The sequence below is a fragment of the Mycolicibacter sinensis genome (genome assembly GCF_001673565.1).
Lineage (GTDB): Bacteria > Actinomycetota > Actinomycetes > Mycobacteriales > Mycobacteriaceae > Mycobacterium > Mycobacterium sinense_C.
In genome coordinates this window covers 48,683-63,545 of the sequence record NZ_LZMF01000073.1, presented here as the reverse complement: position 1 = coordinate 63,545, position 14,863 = coordinate 48,683, and the positions used below count along the sequence as shown (strand labels likewise).

Here is a 14,863-nt window from a genome sequence, read left to right as displayed (position 1 = left end):
GGCAAGCGCGGCGGAGCCGGGCGCCGTGGGTCACCGCGACCGGATCAGCGGTGATACGCCGGCGGCAGCGGCATCCCCAGCTCGGCCATCACGGTGCGGGCGCGCTGCGGATAGTCGGTGATGAGTCCGTCGACGCCGGCGGCGATCTGCTCGCGCATCGCAGTGGCGTCGTTGACCGTCCACGGGATGACCTTGAGCCCGGCGCGGTGCGCTCGCTCGACGAACGCCCGATCGACCACCGAGTAGTGCGGGGAGACGGTGTCGGCGCCGGCCGCGGCCGCACCGGCGATCGGGTCCGGCCCGCTTTCCCACAGCGCGACAAGGGGAATGGCCGGCTCGACGGCGCGCACCAGCGGCAGGGTGCGCCAGTCGAAGCTCTGCATCTCCACAGCGTCCAGCTTGTCGGCGGCCCGCACCGCCGCCAGGGTCACCTCGACGATCTGTTGCGGATCTTCTGCGTCGACCTTGGTCTCGATGTTGTAGCGCACATCTGCGTGATACGAGTCGGCCAGGGCGAACACCTCTGGCAACGTGGCGATCACGTTGCCGGGCGGCACTTCCGCCTCGGGGAACTCCGGCAGCGGCTGACCGCAGTCCAGCGTGTGGATCTGCGCGACGGTGAGGTCGGCCACCCGCTTGCCTACATACGGGTACTGCGGGTCGCCGGCAACGGCCGGGCCGGTATCGGCGCACTTGGACGACTCGATCACCGGATCGTGCCAGACCAGCGGTTGCGCATCCCGGGTCAAGACGATATCCAATTCCAATGTGCTGACGCCTGTTTCGATCGCCTTGGCGAAGCCGCGCAGCGATCCCTCGGTGGTCTCGCCTCGCCCACCACGATGCGCCTGCAGATCGAATGTCCCCGGCTGCGCCTGCGCGCACACGCCGGAAGCCCCGGCGAGCATCAGCGTCACCGCGACGACGGCGCGGCGGATCACCGCCGCTGGCGGGCGATTTCGGCCAGCACCACCCCGGCGGCCACCGACGCGTTCAGCGACTCGGTGGGCCCGGCCATCGGAATCGACACGATGGCATCGCAATTCTGCCGGACCAGCCGGGACAGGCCCTTGCCCTCGGAGCCGACGACCAGCACCATCGGGCCGGCACCATCCAAGTCGTCGACCGCGGTGTCGCCGCCGGCATCCAGTCCGACCACCTGCAGACCGCGATCGGCCCACGCCTTCAAGGTCTGGTTCAGGTTGGACGCGCGCGCGACCGGGATCCGCGCTGCGGCACCGGCACTGGTGCGCCAGGCCACCGCGGTGACCGACGCCGAGCGACGCTGCGGGATGACCACGCCGTGCCCGCCGAATGCCGCCACCGAGCGCACGATGGCGCCGAGGTTGCGCGGATCGGAGATGTTGTCCAAGGCGACCAGCAGCGCAGGCGCGACGTCTTGGCGCGCGGCGGCGAGCAGGTCGTCGGGATGGGCGTACTTGTACGGCGGAACCTGCAGGGCGATGCCTTGGTGCAGGCCGTTGGTGGTCATCTTGTCCAGGTCCGAGCGGGGGACCTCCAGAATCGGCAACCCGGAATCGGCTGCCCGGGTGACTGATTCGGTCAACCGCTCGTCGGCTTCGGCGCCGAGCGCCACATACAGCGCGGTGGCCGGGATCCCGGCCCGCAGGCATTCCAGCACCGGGTTGCGGCCCAGCACGGTTTCGCTCTCGTCGGTGCGCTTGGTGGTCCGGTAGGCCCGCTGCTTGGCGGCGCGCTTGGCGGCTTTTGCGGCCGGATGGTATTCCCGCTGGTGTGCGGGCGGGGTGGCGCCGCGGCCCTCGAGCCCGCGGCGGCGCTGACCGCCGGAGCCGACGGTCGGGCCCTTCTTGGTCCCGGGTTTGCGCACCGCGCCCTTGCGCTTGGAGTTGCCCGCCATCTAGCCCGCCCCGTCCAGCAACAGCGACCACTGCGGGCCGTCGCCGGTATCGGTGACGTCGATGCCGGCATCCTTGAGCCTGCCGCGAATCTCGTCGGCCAGCTGCCAATCCCGTTCGGCGCGAGCGGTTTCCCGGCGTTGCAGCTCGGCGCGCACCAGCACGTCGACCGCCGCCAGCGCCGCCGAGGTCTCGTCGCGCGACTCCCAGCGTTCGTCGAGCGGGTCACAGCCCAGCACGCCCATCATCGCCCGGATCGCGCCGGCGGCCGCCAGCGCACCCTGATGGTCGCCGCCGTCCAGCGCGCGGTTGCCCTCCGCGCGGGTGCGGTGCACTTCGGCCAGCGCGATCGGCACCGACAGGTCGTCGTCGAGCGCGGCGGCGAACCGGTCCGTCCAGCTGCCGGGAAGCACTGCGCCCACCCGACTGCGTACCCGGTGCAGGAAGTCCTCGATGCCGACGTAGGCGTTGACGGCGTCGCGCAGGGCCGCCTCGGAAAACTCCAGCATGGAACGGTAATGGGCACTGCCCAGGTAGTAGCGCAGTTCGGCCGGCCGGACCCGTTGCAGCACCGCCGACATCGACAGCACGTTGCCCAGCGACTTGCTCATCTTCTCGCCACCGAGGGTGACCCAGCCGTTGTGCAGCCAGTAGTTGGCGAAGCCGTCACCGGCCGCCCGGCTCTGGGCGATCTCGTTCTCGTGGTGGGGGAAAATCAGATCCATTCCGCCGCAGTGAATGTCGAACTCAGGGCCGAGATAGGACCGGGCCATCGCCGAACACTCCAGATGCCAGCCCGGGCGGCCGGGTCCCCACGGCGTCGGCCAGCTGGGTTCACCGGGCTTGGCGCCCTTCCAGAGCGTGAAGTCCCGCGGGTCGCGCTTCCCGGTGGCCAGCCCCTCGCCCTGGTGCACGTCGTCGATCTTGTGGCCGGACAACTGGCCGTATTCGGGGTAGCTGAGTACGTCGAAGTAGACGTCTCCGCCGCCGGCATAGGCGTGATCGGAGGCGATCAGCCGCTCGATCAACTCGACCATCTGGGTGATGTGACCGGTGGCGCGCGGCTCGGCCGAGGGCGGCAGCACGCCCAGCGCCTCATAGGCGGCGGTGAACTCGCGCTCGTAGGTGGCGGCCCACTCCCACCAGGGCCGGCCCGCCGCGGCGGCCTTGTTGAGGATCTTGTCGTCGATGTCGGTCACGTTGCGCACGAAGGCGACGTCATAGCCGCGCGCGGTCAGCCACCGGCGCAGCACATCGAACGCCACACCACTGCGGACGTGGCCGATGTGCGGCGGCGCCTGCACGGTTGCACCGCATAGATAGATCGACGCGTGACCGGGCCGCAGCGGAACGAAGTCACGAACGGCGCCGGTTGCCGTGTCGTGCAGCCGTAGGCTGGGGCGATCGGTCACGACGGGCCAGCTTACCGGGCCGGAAGGACGTCGCCGCCGTGGCCGCTGCCCGCGATCGTCGAACCCCTTCCTATCAGGCAATTACCAGGTACGGACACCACTTGCCACATGTGTGGACAGGCGGTCACCGGTCGCATATATTGCCAAAGTGACCAGACGTCTGGCGGTAGCCTCGGGAACCTTCCTGGCTGTGGCCGCAATAGCTTCAGCAGCAACGGTGTACGCCGACGAGCCGAATGATCAGAACGGGCAGGTCTCGACGCAGTCGGCGCCCGGCGCAAACCTGGCCGGTGCGGTACAGCCGGCCGACCATGGCGCGGCAGGCCCCGCCGATGCCGGGAGGCTAGGTCCGATCGGCGACAACGCGGCACACTCGCCCGCGGCAAACCCGGCCGGCGACGCTGCGGGGAACCCGGCCCACGACGGCACGCCGCGGCCCGAAGATGAGGCCACGCACCCGGCCGACGACGGTATGGCAGCCGCTCCTGCTGCGGGCGGAATGAACAACATGGGTGCCTCCATCGGCAGCTCGATGGCGATGATGGCCCCGATGATGGCGATGTACGTGCCGATGTTGGGCGCACCGCTGCTGATGTCGGGCCTGGGCAGCCTCGGTGCCGCTCCGTCTACCGGTGCGGACGCCGCCACGGCCGCTTCGGCTGCGGCTACCGACGCGCTGGGCCTGCCCTCGTCGGTCTCCGCCGACCTGTCCAATCTTGATCTGACCCCGGCAATCGACCCCAACCTCGTTTCGGACGCGCTCGCCGGTGTCGGTGGCGACACGGCGGCCGGTGTTGCCGACGCTGCCGGCGCATCTGCTGCCGACGCCGCTGGCCAGGCGGCTGCTGCCGCCGCAGATGCCGCTGGGAGTATCGCGGGCGACGTGCCGGGTATCGCGGCCGACACCACCGGAGACCTCGCCGGTACCGGCGTGGGCGTCGGTACCGAGGTCGCCTGTGGCGTCGTCGGGCTCATCTTCGGCGCCTGCTAACCCCGGCGAGCGAATTACCCCGGCACCACCAGCGCGGTAGCGACTGCGGCCAGGCCCTCGCCCCGGCCGGTCAGTCCCAGCCCGTCGGTGGTCGTCGCTGACACCGACACCGGTGCACCCAGCAGATCGGACAGCAGCTGCTGCGCCTCGACACGCCGCGGTCCGACCTTCGGCCGATTCCCGATGACCTGCACCGCGGCATTGCCGACCGTGAAGCCGGCCTCGCCGAGCAGGCCGCGGACATGGCCGATCATCACAGCACCGGTTACTTGTGCCCAGCGTGGATCGTCGACGCCGAAAACCGCGCCGAGGTCCCCCAACCCTGCCGCCGACAGCAGCGCGTCACACAGCGCGTGTACGGCGACATCGCCATCGGAGTGGCCGGCGCAGCCGTCGGCGCCGGGGAACAGCAACCCCAGCAGCCAGCAGGGCCGCCCCGGCTCGATCGGATGCACATCGGTGCCCAATCCGACGCGGGGCAGCACGCTCACCGGCGCACCACCGCCTCGGCGAGCAGCGCGTCCAATTTGGTGGTGATCTTGAAGGCCAGCGGGTCGCCGTCCACGGTCTGGACCTGGCCGCCGATGTGCTCGACCATCGACGCGTCGTCGGTGAACTGTGTTCCGGCCCCGGCCTGATGATAGGCGCGCAACAGCAGTTCGGCGGCGAACCCCTGCGGTGTCTGGACCGCCCGCAGACCGTCCCGCTCCGGCGTACCCAGCACCACCCCGTTGGCGTCGACCGCCTTGATGGTGTCCGAGACCGGCAGGACGGGCACCACCGCGCGGTGCCCGTCGCGCAACGCCGCGACCACCCGGACCACCAGGTCCGGTGGGGTCAACGGACGTGCGGCGTCGTGGACCAGAACGAAATCGGGGTTTCCGGCGCTCTCCAGGGCAAGCCGGACCGAGTCGACGCGGCTCGCCCCGCCGACGACCACGCTGGCCGTCCCGCCGAGGATCAGTTTGGCCTCATCGGTGCGATCCGGCGGGACCGCGACCACCACCTCGTCGATGACGCCGGATTCCCGCAGACCCGCCACCGCACGCTCGACCAGCGTCTGCCCGCCGAGCAGAAAGAACGCTTTGGGGACGCCAGCCCCTAGCCGCACACCCGAACCCGCGGCCGGAACCACGGCTACTGCGCTTGCCACCGAAAACCCCGGCGGCTCAGGACGCCGCGGCGAGCACCTCGTCGAGGATGGTCTCCGCCTTGGCGTCGTCGGTGTTCTCGGCCAATGCCAGCTCACCGACCAGAATCTGACGTGCCTTGGCCAGCATCCGCTTCTCGCCGGCGGACAGGCCGCGCTCCTGGTCGCGGCGCCAGAGGTCACGAACGACTTCAGCTACCTTGTGCACGTCACCGGAGGCAAGCTTTTCCAGGTTGGCCTTGTATCGGCGAGACCAGTTGGTCGGTTCCTCGGTGTGTGGGGCACGCAGCACCTGGAAGACCTTGTCCAGGCCTTCCTGACCCACTACGTCACGCACGCCGACATATTCGGCATTTTCTGCGGGAACTCGAACGGTGAGGTCGCCCTGCGCCACCTTGAGGACCAGATAGTCCTTCTGCTCGCCTTTGATGGTCCGGGTTTCAATCGCCTCGATTAACGCTGCACCGTGGTGTGGATATACGACGGTGTCTCCGACCTTAAAGATCATCTGATTTGAGCCCCTTTCGCTACCCCATGCTAACACGTCGCTCAGACGCCGGACGATCAACGGTGCAGGTCAGGGGCATCGCAGGCCCGGGCAAGGGCTTGACAGCAAGCATAAACCGTGCATGACGTGGGCCACCATGGGCCGCTTCGGGGCGGTCGATCACCCTTTAAAGGCGAGCCCGAACCCTGAACTACCGCCGCTATGAGCGTGCTACTACAGTGCATAGTCACAAACCGCAGCGCCGAGCAGGAGGCCTCAAGTGAACCGGTTCAACAGGGTCGTCACCGCGTTGGCCGTCGCCGCGGCACTCGCCGGGTGCGGTACCGGCCAGATTTCCCAAAGCGCCGACCAGGCGTCCGCGGTCAATGGCGCCTCGGCCACCGTGGGCGAGCTGGCGCTGCGGGACGTGCGGATCCAGGCGGTGCAGGCCGGCGATGCGCTGGAAGCCGGGCAGACCGTGGACCTGGTGTTCGTCGCCAGCAACCAGTCGACCGACACCGGCGATGAGCTCACCGGGATCAGCAGCTCGGTCGGCAAGGTGTCGGTGATCGGCGCCAAGTCGGTTCCCGCCGGCGGTGTCCTGATCGTCAGCGCCCCGGCCGGCCCGGACCAGCCGACCGCACCGGCGTCCAAGGCGCTGCCCGAGGTCTCCAACGCCAGCACGGCGGCGGCCGCGGTGACGCTGGACAAGGCGATCTCCAACGGGCTGACCTACGACTTCACCTTCGACTTCAAGAAGGCGGGCCCGATCCGGGTGGCCGTGCCGATCTCGGCCGGCGCCCTGACGCACCACTGACTCCTCGCGTAGCCCGCACTCACTGTCACACCCACCGGATACCGTCAGCGGGTGGCTAAAACCTCCAGGGCTCGATCGCTGTATCGCTGTGCGGAGTGCGGGCACACCTGCGCGAAATGGCTGGGCCGCTGCCCGGAGTGCGGCAGTTGGGGCGGCATCGATCCGGTGGCCGAGGCGGCCGTACCGTCGCACGGACTGCAGCCGGCAGCGCCGGCCCGGCCCGCCGTTCCGATCAGCTCCATCGCGCCCGGCCGCGCACACCCGCAGCCGACCGGCGTGGCCGAGCTCGACCGAGTGCTGGGCGGCGGGGTGGTTCCCGGCTCGGTGACCCTGCTGGCCGGAGATCCCGGCGTCGGCAAGTCCACACTGCTGCTCGAGGTGGCCCACCGGTGGGCGCTGGCGGGGCGGCGGGCGCTGTACGTCTCCGGCGAGGAGTCCGGCGGGCAGATCCGGCTGCGCGCCGAACGCACCGGGTGCAGCCACGACGAGATCTACCTGGCCGACGAATCCGACCTGCAGACCGTGCTGGGCCACATCGAGGCCGTCCGGCCCACGCTGGTGGTGGTGGACTCGGTGCAGACGATCTCCGCGGCCGACACCGACGGGGTGGCCGGCGGGGTGACCCAGGTGCGGGCGGTCACGGCCGCTCTGACCGCAGCCGCCAAGGGTGGCGATGTGGCGCTGATCCTGGTCGGCCATGTGACCAAGGACGGGGCGATCGCCGGCCCACGTTCACTGGAACACCTCGTCGACGTCGTGCTGCACTTCGACGGCGACCGCAACTCGGTGCTGCGAATGGTGCGGGCCGTGAAGAACCGCTTCGGCGCCACCGACGAAGTGGGCTGTTTCCTGCTGCGCGACAACGGAATCGAGGGCATCGCCGACCCGTCGGGGCTCTTCCTGGAACAGCGCAGCGAACCGGTGCCCGGCACCGCGATCACCGTCGCGCTGGACGGCAAACGTCCGTTGATCGGCGAGGTGCAGGCACTGCTGGCAGACCCGGTGGGCGGGTCGCCGCGCCGGGCGGTCAGCGGCATCGACCACGCCCGGGCCGCCATGATCACCGCGGTGCTCGGCAAGCACGCGCAGCTGCCGATCGCGGCCGCCGACATCTACCTGTCCACCGTGGGCGGCATGCGGTTGACCGATCCGTCGACGGATCTGGCCGTGGCAATCGCGCTGGCGTCGGCCTACTCCGGTCTGCCGTTGCCGGCGACCACGGTGGTGCTGGGCGAAGTGGGGCTGGCCGGCGACCTGCGCCCGGTCAGCGGCATGGATCGCCGGCTGGCCGAGGCCGCCCGGCTCGGGTTCACCACCGCGCTGACGCCGCCGGGCGCCCCGGCCACCGTGGGCGGTCTACGCACGGTCGCGGCGGCCAATATCGTTGCGGCGCTGCGCAGTCTGGTCGACATCGCCGGCCATCGCCCCACCAGGCCGGCGCCGTTACGACTGCTGGACCCGAGTTAGGGCCGATCAGTTGCCCGGCGGCAGGGCGTCCGGCGCCGGGAAGTTCTCGACCGGCGGCGGAGCATCCGGCGAGGCCTCGGTCAGCATGAACGGCACCGTCGCCGATCTCAGATTGCCCAGTTGAACCACGAGGTTGTAGGTGCCCGGACCGATCGGCTGTCGCGGCAGCGGGCATTGCGGCGCCGAACCCATTCCCGTCCAGGTCACCGTGGTCGTCACCTGCTCGCCGGGATCGAAGGTCTTCACCAGGGTCTCGTTCGAGGGCGCGCAATCGAGGTTCGACCACAGCCGCTGGTTGTCCAGCGAGTAGACGTAGGCCGCCAGCACGGCCGCCCCCACGTCCCGCTTGCAGGCGACCAGGCCGATGTTGGTGACCACCATGGTGAACTGGGGCTGCTCGCCCACCACGTACTGGGGACCGGTGATGCCCTTGACCGCCAACGTCGAATCGGGGCAGTCGTCACCCTCCTTGAGCACCGGAGGCGGGATCACCGCCGCGGTCGGGGTCGCCGAAGGCGGCGGCGCCTGCTCGGCAGGCGGCACCACGGGCGTCTTGACCTCTTCTGGTGCGGCGCCTTGCGGGTTGGCGTGCTGCCCGGCGGCCGGCGTCTTCGTGTCGGTGTTCTCGGCGCCCGCGCTGCCGTGGACGACAGCGAAGACGATGGCCGCAATCACCCCGATCACGGCGACGGCGATGCCCAGCGCCAAGCCGCGGCGTCGCCAGTAGATCTGCGATGGCAGCGGGCCCTGCGGTTCCAAATCGAGCACGTTCTCACGGTAGGACGTGCTCAGGCAGAGTTGTCCGACCCTTCCCGGCGTGTCGTTGCCGCGTTGTGACCTCGCCCGAGTAATCGGCGTGAACGCGGCCCGGCCACCAGAACCAGCGGCCCAACAGCCTCACCAGCGATGGCATCACGAAGGTCCGCACTATCAGGGTGTCCAGCAACAACCCGATGCAGACCGTCACACCGATCTGCGAGATACTGCGCACGGTGCTGTCTGCCAGCGCGAACATCGTGATTCCGAAGATGATTCCGGCGGTGGTCACCACGCCGCCAGTGCCGGCGAAGGCACGGATCATGCCGGTGCCGAGGCCGGACCGTGCCTCCTCTTTGATCCGCAACGCCAACAGCAGGTTGTAGTCGGTGCCCACAGCTACCAAGGCGATAAACGCGATCGGGGCCACGGCCCAGTGCAGTGGCATGCCGAGCAGGTGCTGCCAGAGCAGCACGCTGACCCCCAGCGCCGATGCGTAGGAGACGATGACCGTGCCGACCACCACCAGCGCGGCCACCGGACTGCGCAGCATCACCGCGACGATGGCGAAGATCAATGCCAGCGTTGCCACCACCAGCAACACAATGTCGCCCCGGACCAGCCCTTGCAGGTCTCGGGTGGCCGGCCCCACCCCGGCCAGCTGTACCGACGTCGGGGCTACGGTGCCCTCCTTGGTCGCCTCCCGCACCGCGGTCTGGATCAGCTCCGCACGCTGGGCTCCGTCCGCCCCCCATTCCTGACCGTCCCCGTACACCAGCAGCAAGGTCGCCCGGCCGTCCGGTGACATCAACGTGCGGAGCACCTCGGCGTACCTCGGGTCGGATAGCGCGCGGGCCGGCAGGTAGAAGCCGCCTGCCGCACTGCCCTGGAAATCGCCTGCGACCGCGCCCAGGTAAGCGGTGAGTTCATGCAGCTGCGCCGGCAGCGCATCGCCCACGCCGCGCAGCTCGCCGGTAGCGGCCCGGGCCTGGCCCAGCACATCACGCAGTGACGCCACCGCGTCCGGGAGCCCGGCCAACGCGGCCGTCGCGGTACCCGAACCAGACGTCAGTTTGACTGCGCCATCGGACAGTTCGGTCGAACTGCGAACGACGTCGTCGACCGGCTCGATAACCCGTTCCGCGACCGAGCAGATCGGGTTGACCTCGCAGTCGGGAGTGTTGCCGACGAACCTGCGCAGCGGGCCGAGGTATCCCGAAATCGCCTCGACGTTGTGCCGCAGACCGTCCATGCCGGTGCGCATATCGGCGGCTGCCGAATCGATTTCACGCAGGCCGGACGTGCCACCGGTCAGTGCTCGGTCCAGCTGGTCCATCGCCGAGGACACTTGTGATAACACGGAATCCAGATCGACCACCCGGGCCAGCCGGTTAGCCAGTGAATCGACGCCGGCGCCAAGTTGTTCGCCGAGCATCCCGGACTGATGACTCAACGTGGCCTCATGCGGTACAGCGCCGGCCGGACGGCTCGCCGATTGAACACTGCGCACTCCGGGAATTGCCATCAGCGCTCGGGTGATTCGTTCCACAGCGATCAGACCGGCCGGATTACGCAGATCGTGATCGGCTTCGACGGTGACCATGACCGGCAGTAGTTGATTCGCCTCGAAGTGCCGGTCCATCGCGGCGTAGCCCCGGTTGGATTCGATGTCTGCCGGAGTCGCCGACGGTTCGTTCCAGTCGGTCCGCATACCGACCAGCGGCACGGTCAGGACGAGAACCACCCCGACACTGGCGGCCATGATGGGGCCGGGCCAGCGCGCGACGGCAACCCCGAGCCGCCGCCACCGTCGGGTGATCGTCGACCGGCGAGGCTCGAGCAGGCCACGCCGTACGGCCAGCGCGATCAGCGCAGGAGTCAGCGTCAAAGCTGCCGCCACGCCTACCAGAACTCCTATCCCGCAGGGTATTCCGGCGCTGCGGAACATGCTGATCCGGGCTAGGTTCAAACACGCCAACGCCGCTGCGATGGTCAGCCCGGAGCCGATGATGACCGGGGCGACACCGCGATAGGCGGCAGTCAGAGCAGCTGCAGGCTCGATCCCGTGGCGGCGGCCCTCGTGGTAGCGGCCGATCAGAAAGATCGCGTAGTCGGTGCCCGCACCCAGGATCATCGCCGCGATCAGTGCGACGGTGAACAGCGACACCTCGACCATTCCGTGGTCACCGAGCAGCGCGACCACCGGCCGGGCCACAGCCAACGCCAGGCCCACCGAGATCAGCGGGACCGCAGCCGTTACCAGCGAGCGGTAGACGACCAACAACAGCAGCATGATCACCACCACCGTGGCACCGGTGATGGCCAGCATCTGGTGGTCTATCGCCGCAAATTCGTCGACCAGGGTGGCGCCCGGCCCGGCGACGGACACCTGCAGGCCAGCGGGCGGACCGAGCCGGGCCACCGTATCGCGGACCGCGGTGACGGAGTCCGCGGCGGCCGATGTTCCCAACGCCCCGGAGAGCCGCAGCATCAAATTGACCGCCCGATGATCACGGCTCTCGGACGCGGACGCGGTGAGCGGTGACGTCCACAGGTCGGTCACGGCATTCACGTGGCGGGAATCGGCTCGCAGCGCGGCCACCAGCTCCTCGTAGTAGCGGCGATCCGCCGACTGCAGCGGCTGATCCCGCTCCAGCACAACATAATTCAGGTTGTTACTGGGCGCATCGCCGAACAGCTGCGCGGACCGTACGGCCGCGACGTTGTTGGCCGCGTCGGCGGGCATGAACGACCCGGAGTGCGATGCGACCACCCGTTCCAGCTGCGGCACGGCCAGATTGGCGAGACCCGCGGCGGCAATCCACGCCAGCAGAACCGCGGCCGCCCAGCGCTGGGTGAACCGGGCTACCGGGCCCAGCAACTCAGGCAATGGTCTGCAATCCAAAGGGCAGACCGTCGAACAGCATCGCTATGCCGGGTTCTCGGTTCTGCAGCCGACGTACCCTCTCCGATCGGAGGGCCGCGGCATCCAGTAGGGCACGAAGCCCTGGCTGCTGTTCGGCCAGTTCGGCTCTGGCCAGCTCGGCCGGCACGCCGTCATAGTGGGCTTGATCGAGCTTTGCCGCCAACGCGGTCATCCAGCGCTGCTGCAACGCCAGCAGTAGACCTTCCTCGCTGCCGAACAGCCGCTCTACGTCTGAGGCGTTGCCGTTGAAATGCAGTGCCGAACCAGGGTCTTCGGCTGCGCGCTCGATCATGTCGGTCATAAACGCCATCCGCTGGTGAAATTGGTTCCAAGTCATGTCGATAACGCTAGGAATCATCACCGGGCTCGACATCGTGCCGCGGTTCGGTTTTGCTTTTCCTACTCCGGTCGGAATGTGTGTCCGACCGCGGGAGGATGTGTACGGCGGATATCGCTTCTACGATGAGGCGATGTCGGGTGTGGCGTCCGGGTTTGTGCGCGATCGGCTCCAGCAGCGCGGTGCGCTCATCCCATCCGGCTACTCCTGGTCGTTCGTCCTGCTGGTCGACGGCTGCATGGTGATAAGCCTGGTCGCTTCGGCCCTACAGCGTACCCGCGCCGACCTGCCGGCTTCCGCCGCCGCGGCGCTGCTGGCGCTCGCACCGTTGGCGCTGTTTTTTCTGGCCGGAGTCAAGTTCCTCCCCGCCCTGGTGTGGTCGACTTCGTTCGCGGCGACCGCCATTCTGCTCTTCGCGACCTCCACGCCGGTCGAGGGGGATCTGGCGCCGGCCCTGCTGGTGGTGGCGCTGGGGTCGTTCGCGGCACTGGGACCACCGCTTTACGGGCCGCTTGCGCTGGTATCGGCGGTGGCCTTGCTGACGGCGGCGTCCGCGCTGCACCGCCTCGACGCGCTACCGCTCTATCTGGGTATGGCCGCGATGGGTTGGCTGGTCGGGATTCTGACCCGTATTCAGGCCCAGCTGCTCGTAACCCAACAACAGATGCAAATTGATCTGGCCGCGCACGCGGCCTCCGACGAACGGCGGCGCATCGCCCGCGAAGTGCACGACGTCATCGCGCATTCGCTGTCCATTACCCTGCTGCACGTCACCGGAGCGCGGCATGCACTGCAGCAGGACCGCGACGTCGACGACGCGGTGGACGCGCTGACCGACGCCGAGCGACTCGGCCGCCAGGCGATGGCCGACATCCGCCGCACGGTCGGGTTGCTGGAGGACGGCCCGGCCGGCACCGCCCCGGAGCCCGGGATCGCCGACATCGGCGACCTGATCGCCGATTACGCGCAGGCTGGGCTGAAGGTCACGCTGCGCACCGACGGGTCGAGCGATCCGGTGTCGGCGGCCACCGGGCTGGCGTTGTACCGCATCGCCCAGGAGTCGCTGGCCAATATCGCCAAGCATGCGCCTGACTCGAAAGCCATGGTGACCGTGGTCGTTTCTCCCTCCACAGCACTGCTGTCCATTGTCAACGAGATGCCGGCTGCGGTGACCTCGGCATCTCGGGATGGCCGCGGTCTCGCCGGGATGCGCCAACGCGTCGAGTTGCTCGGCGGGACCATCGATGCCGGGCCGTGCCCACAAGGATGGTCGGTGCGGGCCGAAATCCCGTTGACCGAGCCGGGCTCCCGGTTGTGGCGGTGCCCGCGCTGACATGGCCAACCCCGAGATTTCCGTGCTGCTGGTCGACGACCAGGACCTGGTCCGCTCCGGTCTGCGCCGGATTCTGCGTCGCAAGGACGGGTTCGTCGTCGCGGCCGAATGCGCCGATGGTGACGAGGTTCCCGGCGCGGTCGCCGTGCACCGCCCGGATGTAGTGGTGATGGACCTGCGGATGAAGCGGGTCGACGGGATCGAAGCGACCCGCGGACTTGCCGCCGCGCCGGACTCACCGCCAGTCCTGGCACTAACCACGTTCAATGAGGACGAGCTGCTGTCCGCGGCGTTGCGGGCCGGCGCATCCGGGTTCGTCCTCAAGGACTCGCCGGCGGAGGAGCTGATCCGCGCCGTGCGCGCGGTCGCCGGAGGCGACGGCTACCTCGACCAGGCGGTCACCGCGCGAGTACTGAGCACCTACCGGATCGTCGCCGCCGAACATCGCGCGGCGACTGTCACGGAGCTGACCGCGCGCGAGCGCGATGTGTTGAAGCTGATCGCCCAAGGGCAGTCCAACGGTGAGATCGCCGACAACCTCTACATTTCGGAGGTGACGGTGAAAAGCCACATCGGCCGCATCTTCGCCAAGCTCGGCCTACGAGACCGCGCAGCGGCCATTGTCTATGCCTACGACCATGGCGTCGTCACACCGCGGTACGGCAGCTGAGCGGCTGCCTATTCCCCGATGTCGCCGAGATACTCGCGGGCCTGCACGCGCCCGTCGGACAGGTGGTAGGTGGCGCCTACGATCGCCAGCGTCCCGGCCTCGATCTGCTCGGCGATGACGGTCGATCGGCTCGCTAGTTGCCGCACGGTCTCGTTGACGTGGCAGGTCTCGAACTCATCGATGCTGCGCAGGCCTTCGCGCCGGCCCACCAGGATCGACGAAGCCACCCGTTCGGCGATATCACGCAGGTAGCCGCCTGGTACGGCACCGTCGTCGAGAGCCGCCAGCGCGGCCTTGACCGCCCCGCAGCTGTCGTGACCGAGCACCACAATGAGCGGCACGTCGAGGACCGCCACCCCGAACTCGATCGAACCGAGCACAGCTGCATCGATGACATGGCCGGCGGTGCGGACCACGAACATGTCGCCCAGGCCCTGATCGAAGATGATTTCGGCCGCGACCCTGCTGTCGCCGCAACCGAACACCACCGCGGTCGGCTTCTGACCGCCGGCCAGCTCGGCGCGCCGCGCGACGTCCTGGCTCGGGTGGAGGGGTTCGCCGGCGACGAAGCGCTCGTTACCCTCCTTGAGTGCCTTCCACGCGGATATCGGGTTCGAATTCGGCATACCCGACATTGTGC

15 protein-coding genes are annotated in these 14,863 nt (G+C 68.8%); 5 read left to right on the top strand and 10 right to left on the bottom strand.

Features of this window, described 5'->3' with window-relative positions; all coding sequences use genetic code 11:
• Positions 1-44: 44 nt before the first annotated feature.
• The 3 genes from A5648_RS11925 to cysS are packed head-to-tail and all read right to left on the bottom strand — an operon-like array spanning position 45 to position 3,289.
• Positions 45-908 (bottom strand): glycerophosphodiester phosphodiesterase family protein, encoded by an 864-nt coding sequence (locus tag A5648_RS11925; RefSeq protein WP_109470776.1) that lies wholly within the window; start codon positions 906-908, stop codon positions 45-47.
• Positions 909-937: 29 nt separating this feature from the next.
• Positions 938-1,879, bottom strand: a complete 942-nt coding sequence (gene rlmB / locus A5648_RS11920) for a 23S rRNA (guanosine(2251)-2'-O)-methyltransferase RlmB (protein ID WP_065024737.1) — start codon at positions 1,877-1,879, stop codon at positions 938-940.
• Positions 1,880-3,289 carry a cysteine--tRNA ligase gene (gene cysS, locus A5648_RS11915; RefSeq protein WP_065024736.1) on the bottom strand — a complete coding sequence of 470 codons (1,410 nt, stop codon included), beginning with the start codon at positions 3,287-3,289 and terminating at the stop codon, positions 1,880-1,882.
• Between the two features lie 148 nt (positions 3,290-3,437).
• On the opposite strand from cysS, the gene A5648_RS11910 reads away from it, so the two are divergent.
• Complete coding sequence (locus A5648_RS11910; protein ID WP_131810558.1) at positions 3,438-4,280, top strand: hypothetical protein; 843 nt, start codon at positions 3,438-3,440, stop codon at positions 4,278-4,280.
• Positions 4,281-4,294: 14 nt separating this feature from the next.
• On the opposite strand, the gene ispF is transcribed toward A5648_RS11910, so the two are convergent.
• From ispF to carD, 3 genes are read right to left on the bottom strand one after another with little or no spacing between them, the layout of a single operon-like run.
• Positions 4,295-4,771 (bottom strand): 2-C-methyl-D-erythritol 2,4-cyclodiphosphate synthase, encoded by a 477-nt coding sequence (gene ispF / locus A5648_RS11905; RefSeq protein ID WP_065024734.1) that lies wholly within the window; start codon positions 4,769-4,771, stop codon positions 4,295-4,297.
• Positions 4,768-5,433: a 2-C-methyl-D-erythritol 4-phosphate cytidylyltransferase gene (gene ispD, locus A5648_RS11900; protein WP_065024733.1), complete on the bottom strand. Its 666-nt coding sequence runs from the start codon at positions 5,431-5,433 to the stop codon at positions 4,768-4,770. Before ispD ends, ispF begins: the two co-directional genes overlap by 4 nt.
• Before the next feature lie 16 nt (positions 5,434-5,449).
• Positions 5,450-5,938, bottom strand: a complete 489-nt coding sequence (carD, locus tag A5648_RS11895; protein WP_013830798.1) for an RNA polymerase-binding transcription factor CarD — start codon at positions 5,936-5,938, stop codon at positions 5,450-5,452.
• 259 nt (positions 5,939-6,197) lie between these two features.
• Here carD and A5648_RS11890 point away from each other — a divergent pair, with 259 nt between their 5' ends.
• The gene (locus A5648_RS11890; RefSeq protein ID WP_065024732.1) at positions 6,198-6,734 is read left to right on the top strand and encodes a hypothetical protein; all 537 of its coding nucleotides are present in this window, start codon (positions 6,198-6,200) and stop codon (positions 6,732-6,734) included.
• 51 nt (positions 6,735-6,785) lie between these two features.
• Positions 6,786-8,201: a DNA repair protein RadA gene (gene radA, locus A5648_RS11885; protein ID WP_065024731.1), complete on the top strand. Its 1,416-nt coding sequence runs from the start codon at positions 6,786-6,788 to the stop codon at positions 8,199-8,201.
• A gap of 6 nt (positions 8,202-8,207) precedes the next feature.
• On the opposite strand, the gene A5648_RS11880 is transcribed toward radA, so the two are convergent.
• Genes A5648_RS11880 through A5648_RS11870 form a run of 3 tightly spaced genes read right to left on the bottom strand, consistent with a single transcriptional unit; the run spans position 8,208 to position 12,184 of the window.
• Complete coding sequence (locus A5648_RS11880) at positions 8,208-8,969, bottom strand: hypothetical protein (RefSeq protein WP_065024730.1); 762 nt, start codon at positions 8,967-8,969, stop codon at positions 8,208-8,210.
• Between the two features lie 4 nt (positions 8,970-8,973).
• Positions 8,974-11,847, bottom strand: coding sequence for an RND family transporter (locus A5648_RS11875; RefSeq protein ID WP_082966447.1), 2,874 nt, complete (start codon positions 11,845-11,847; stop codon positions 8,974-8,976).
• Entirely contained in the window at positions 11,840-12,184 is a 345-nt protein-coding gene (locus A5648_RS11870; protein WP_131810557.1) for a hypothetical protein, read from the bottom strand. Before A5648_RS11870 ends, A5648_RS11875 begins: the two co-directional genes overlap by 8 nt.
• A 169-nt stretch (positions 12,185-12,353) precedes the next feature.
• Between A5648_RS11870 and A5648_RS11865 the strand changes: the two genes are divergently transcribed.
• Positions 12,354-13,553, top strand: a complete 1,200-nt coding sequence (locus tag A5648_RS11865; RefSeq protein WP_065024772.1) for a sensor histidine kinase — start codon at positions 12,354-12,356, stop codon at positions 13,551-13,553.
• A gap of 1 nt (position 13,554) precedes the next feature.
• Complete coding sequence (locus A5648_RS11860) at positions 13,555-14,223, top strand: response regulator (RefSeq protein WP_065024727.1); 669 nt, start codon at positions 13,555-13,557, stop codon at positions 14,221-14,223.
• 8 nt (positions 14,224-14,231) lie between these two features.
• On the opposite strand, the gene A5648_RS11855 is transcribed toward A5648_RS11860, so the two are convergent.
• Positions 14,232-14,849 (bottom strand): carbonic anhydrase, encoded by a 618-nt coding sequence (locus A5648_RS11855; protein ID WP_065024770.1) that lies wholly within the window; start codon positions 14,847-14,849, stop codon positions 14,232-14,234.
• Positions 14,850-14,863: the final 14 nt, after the last annotated feature.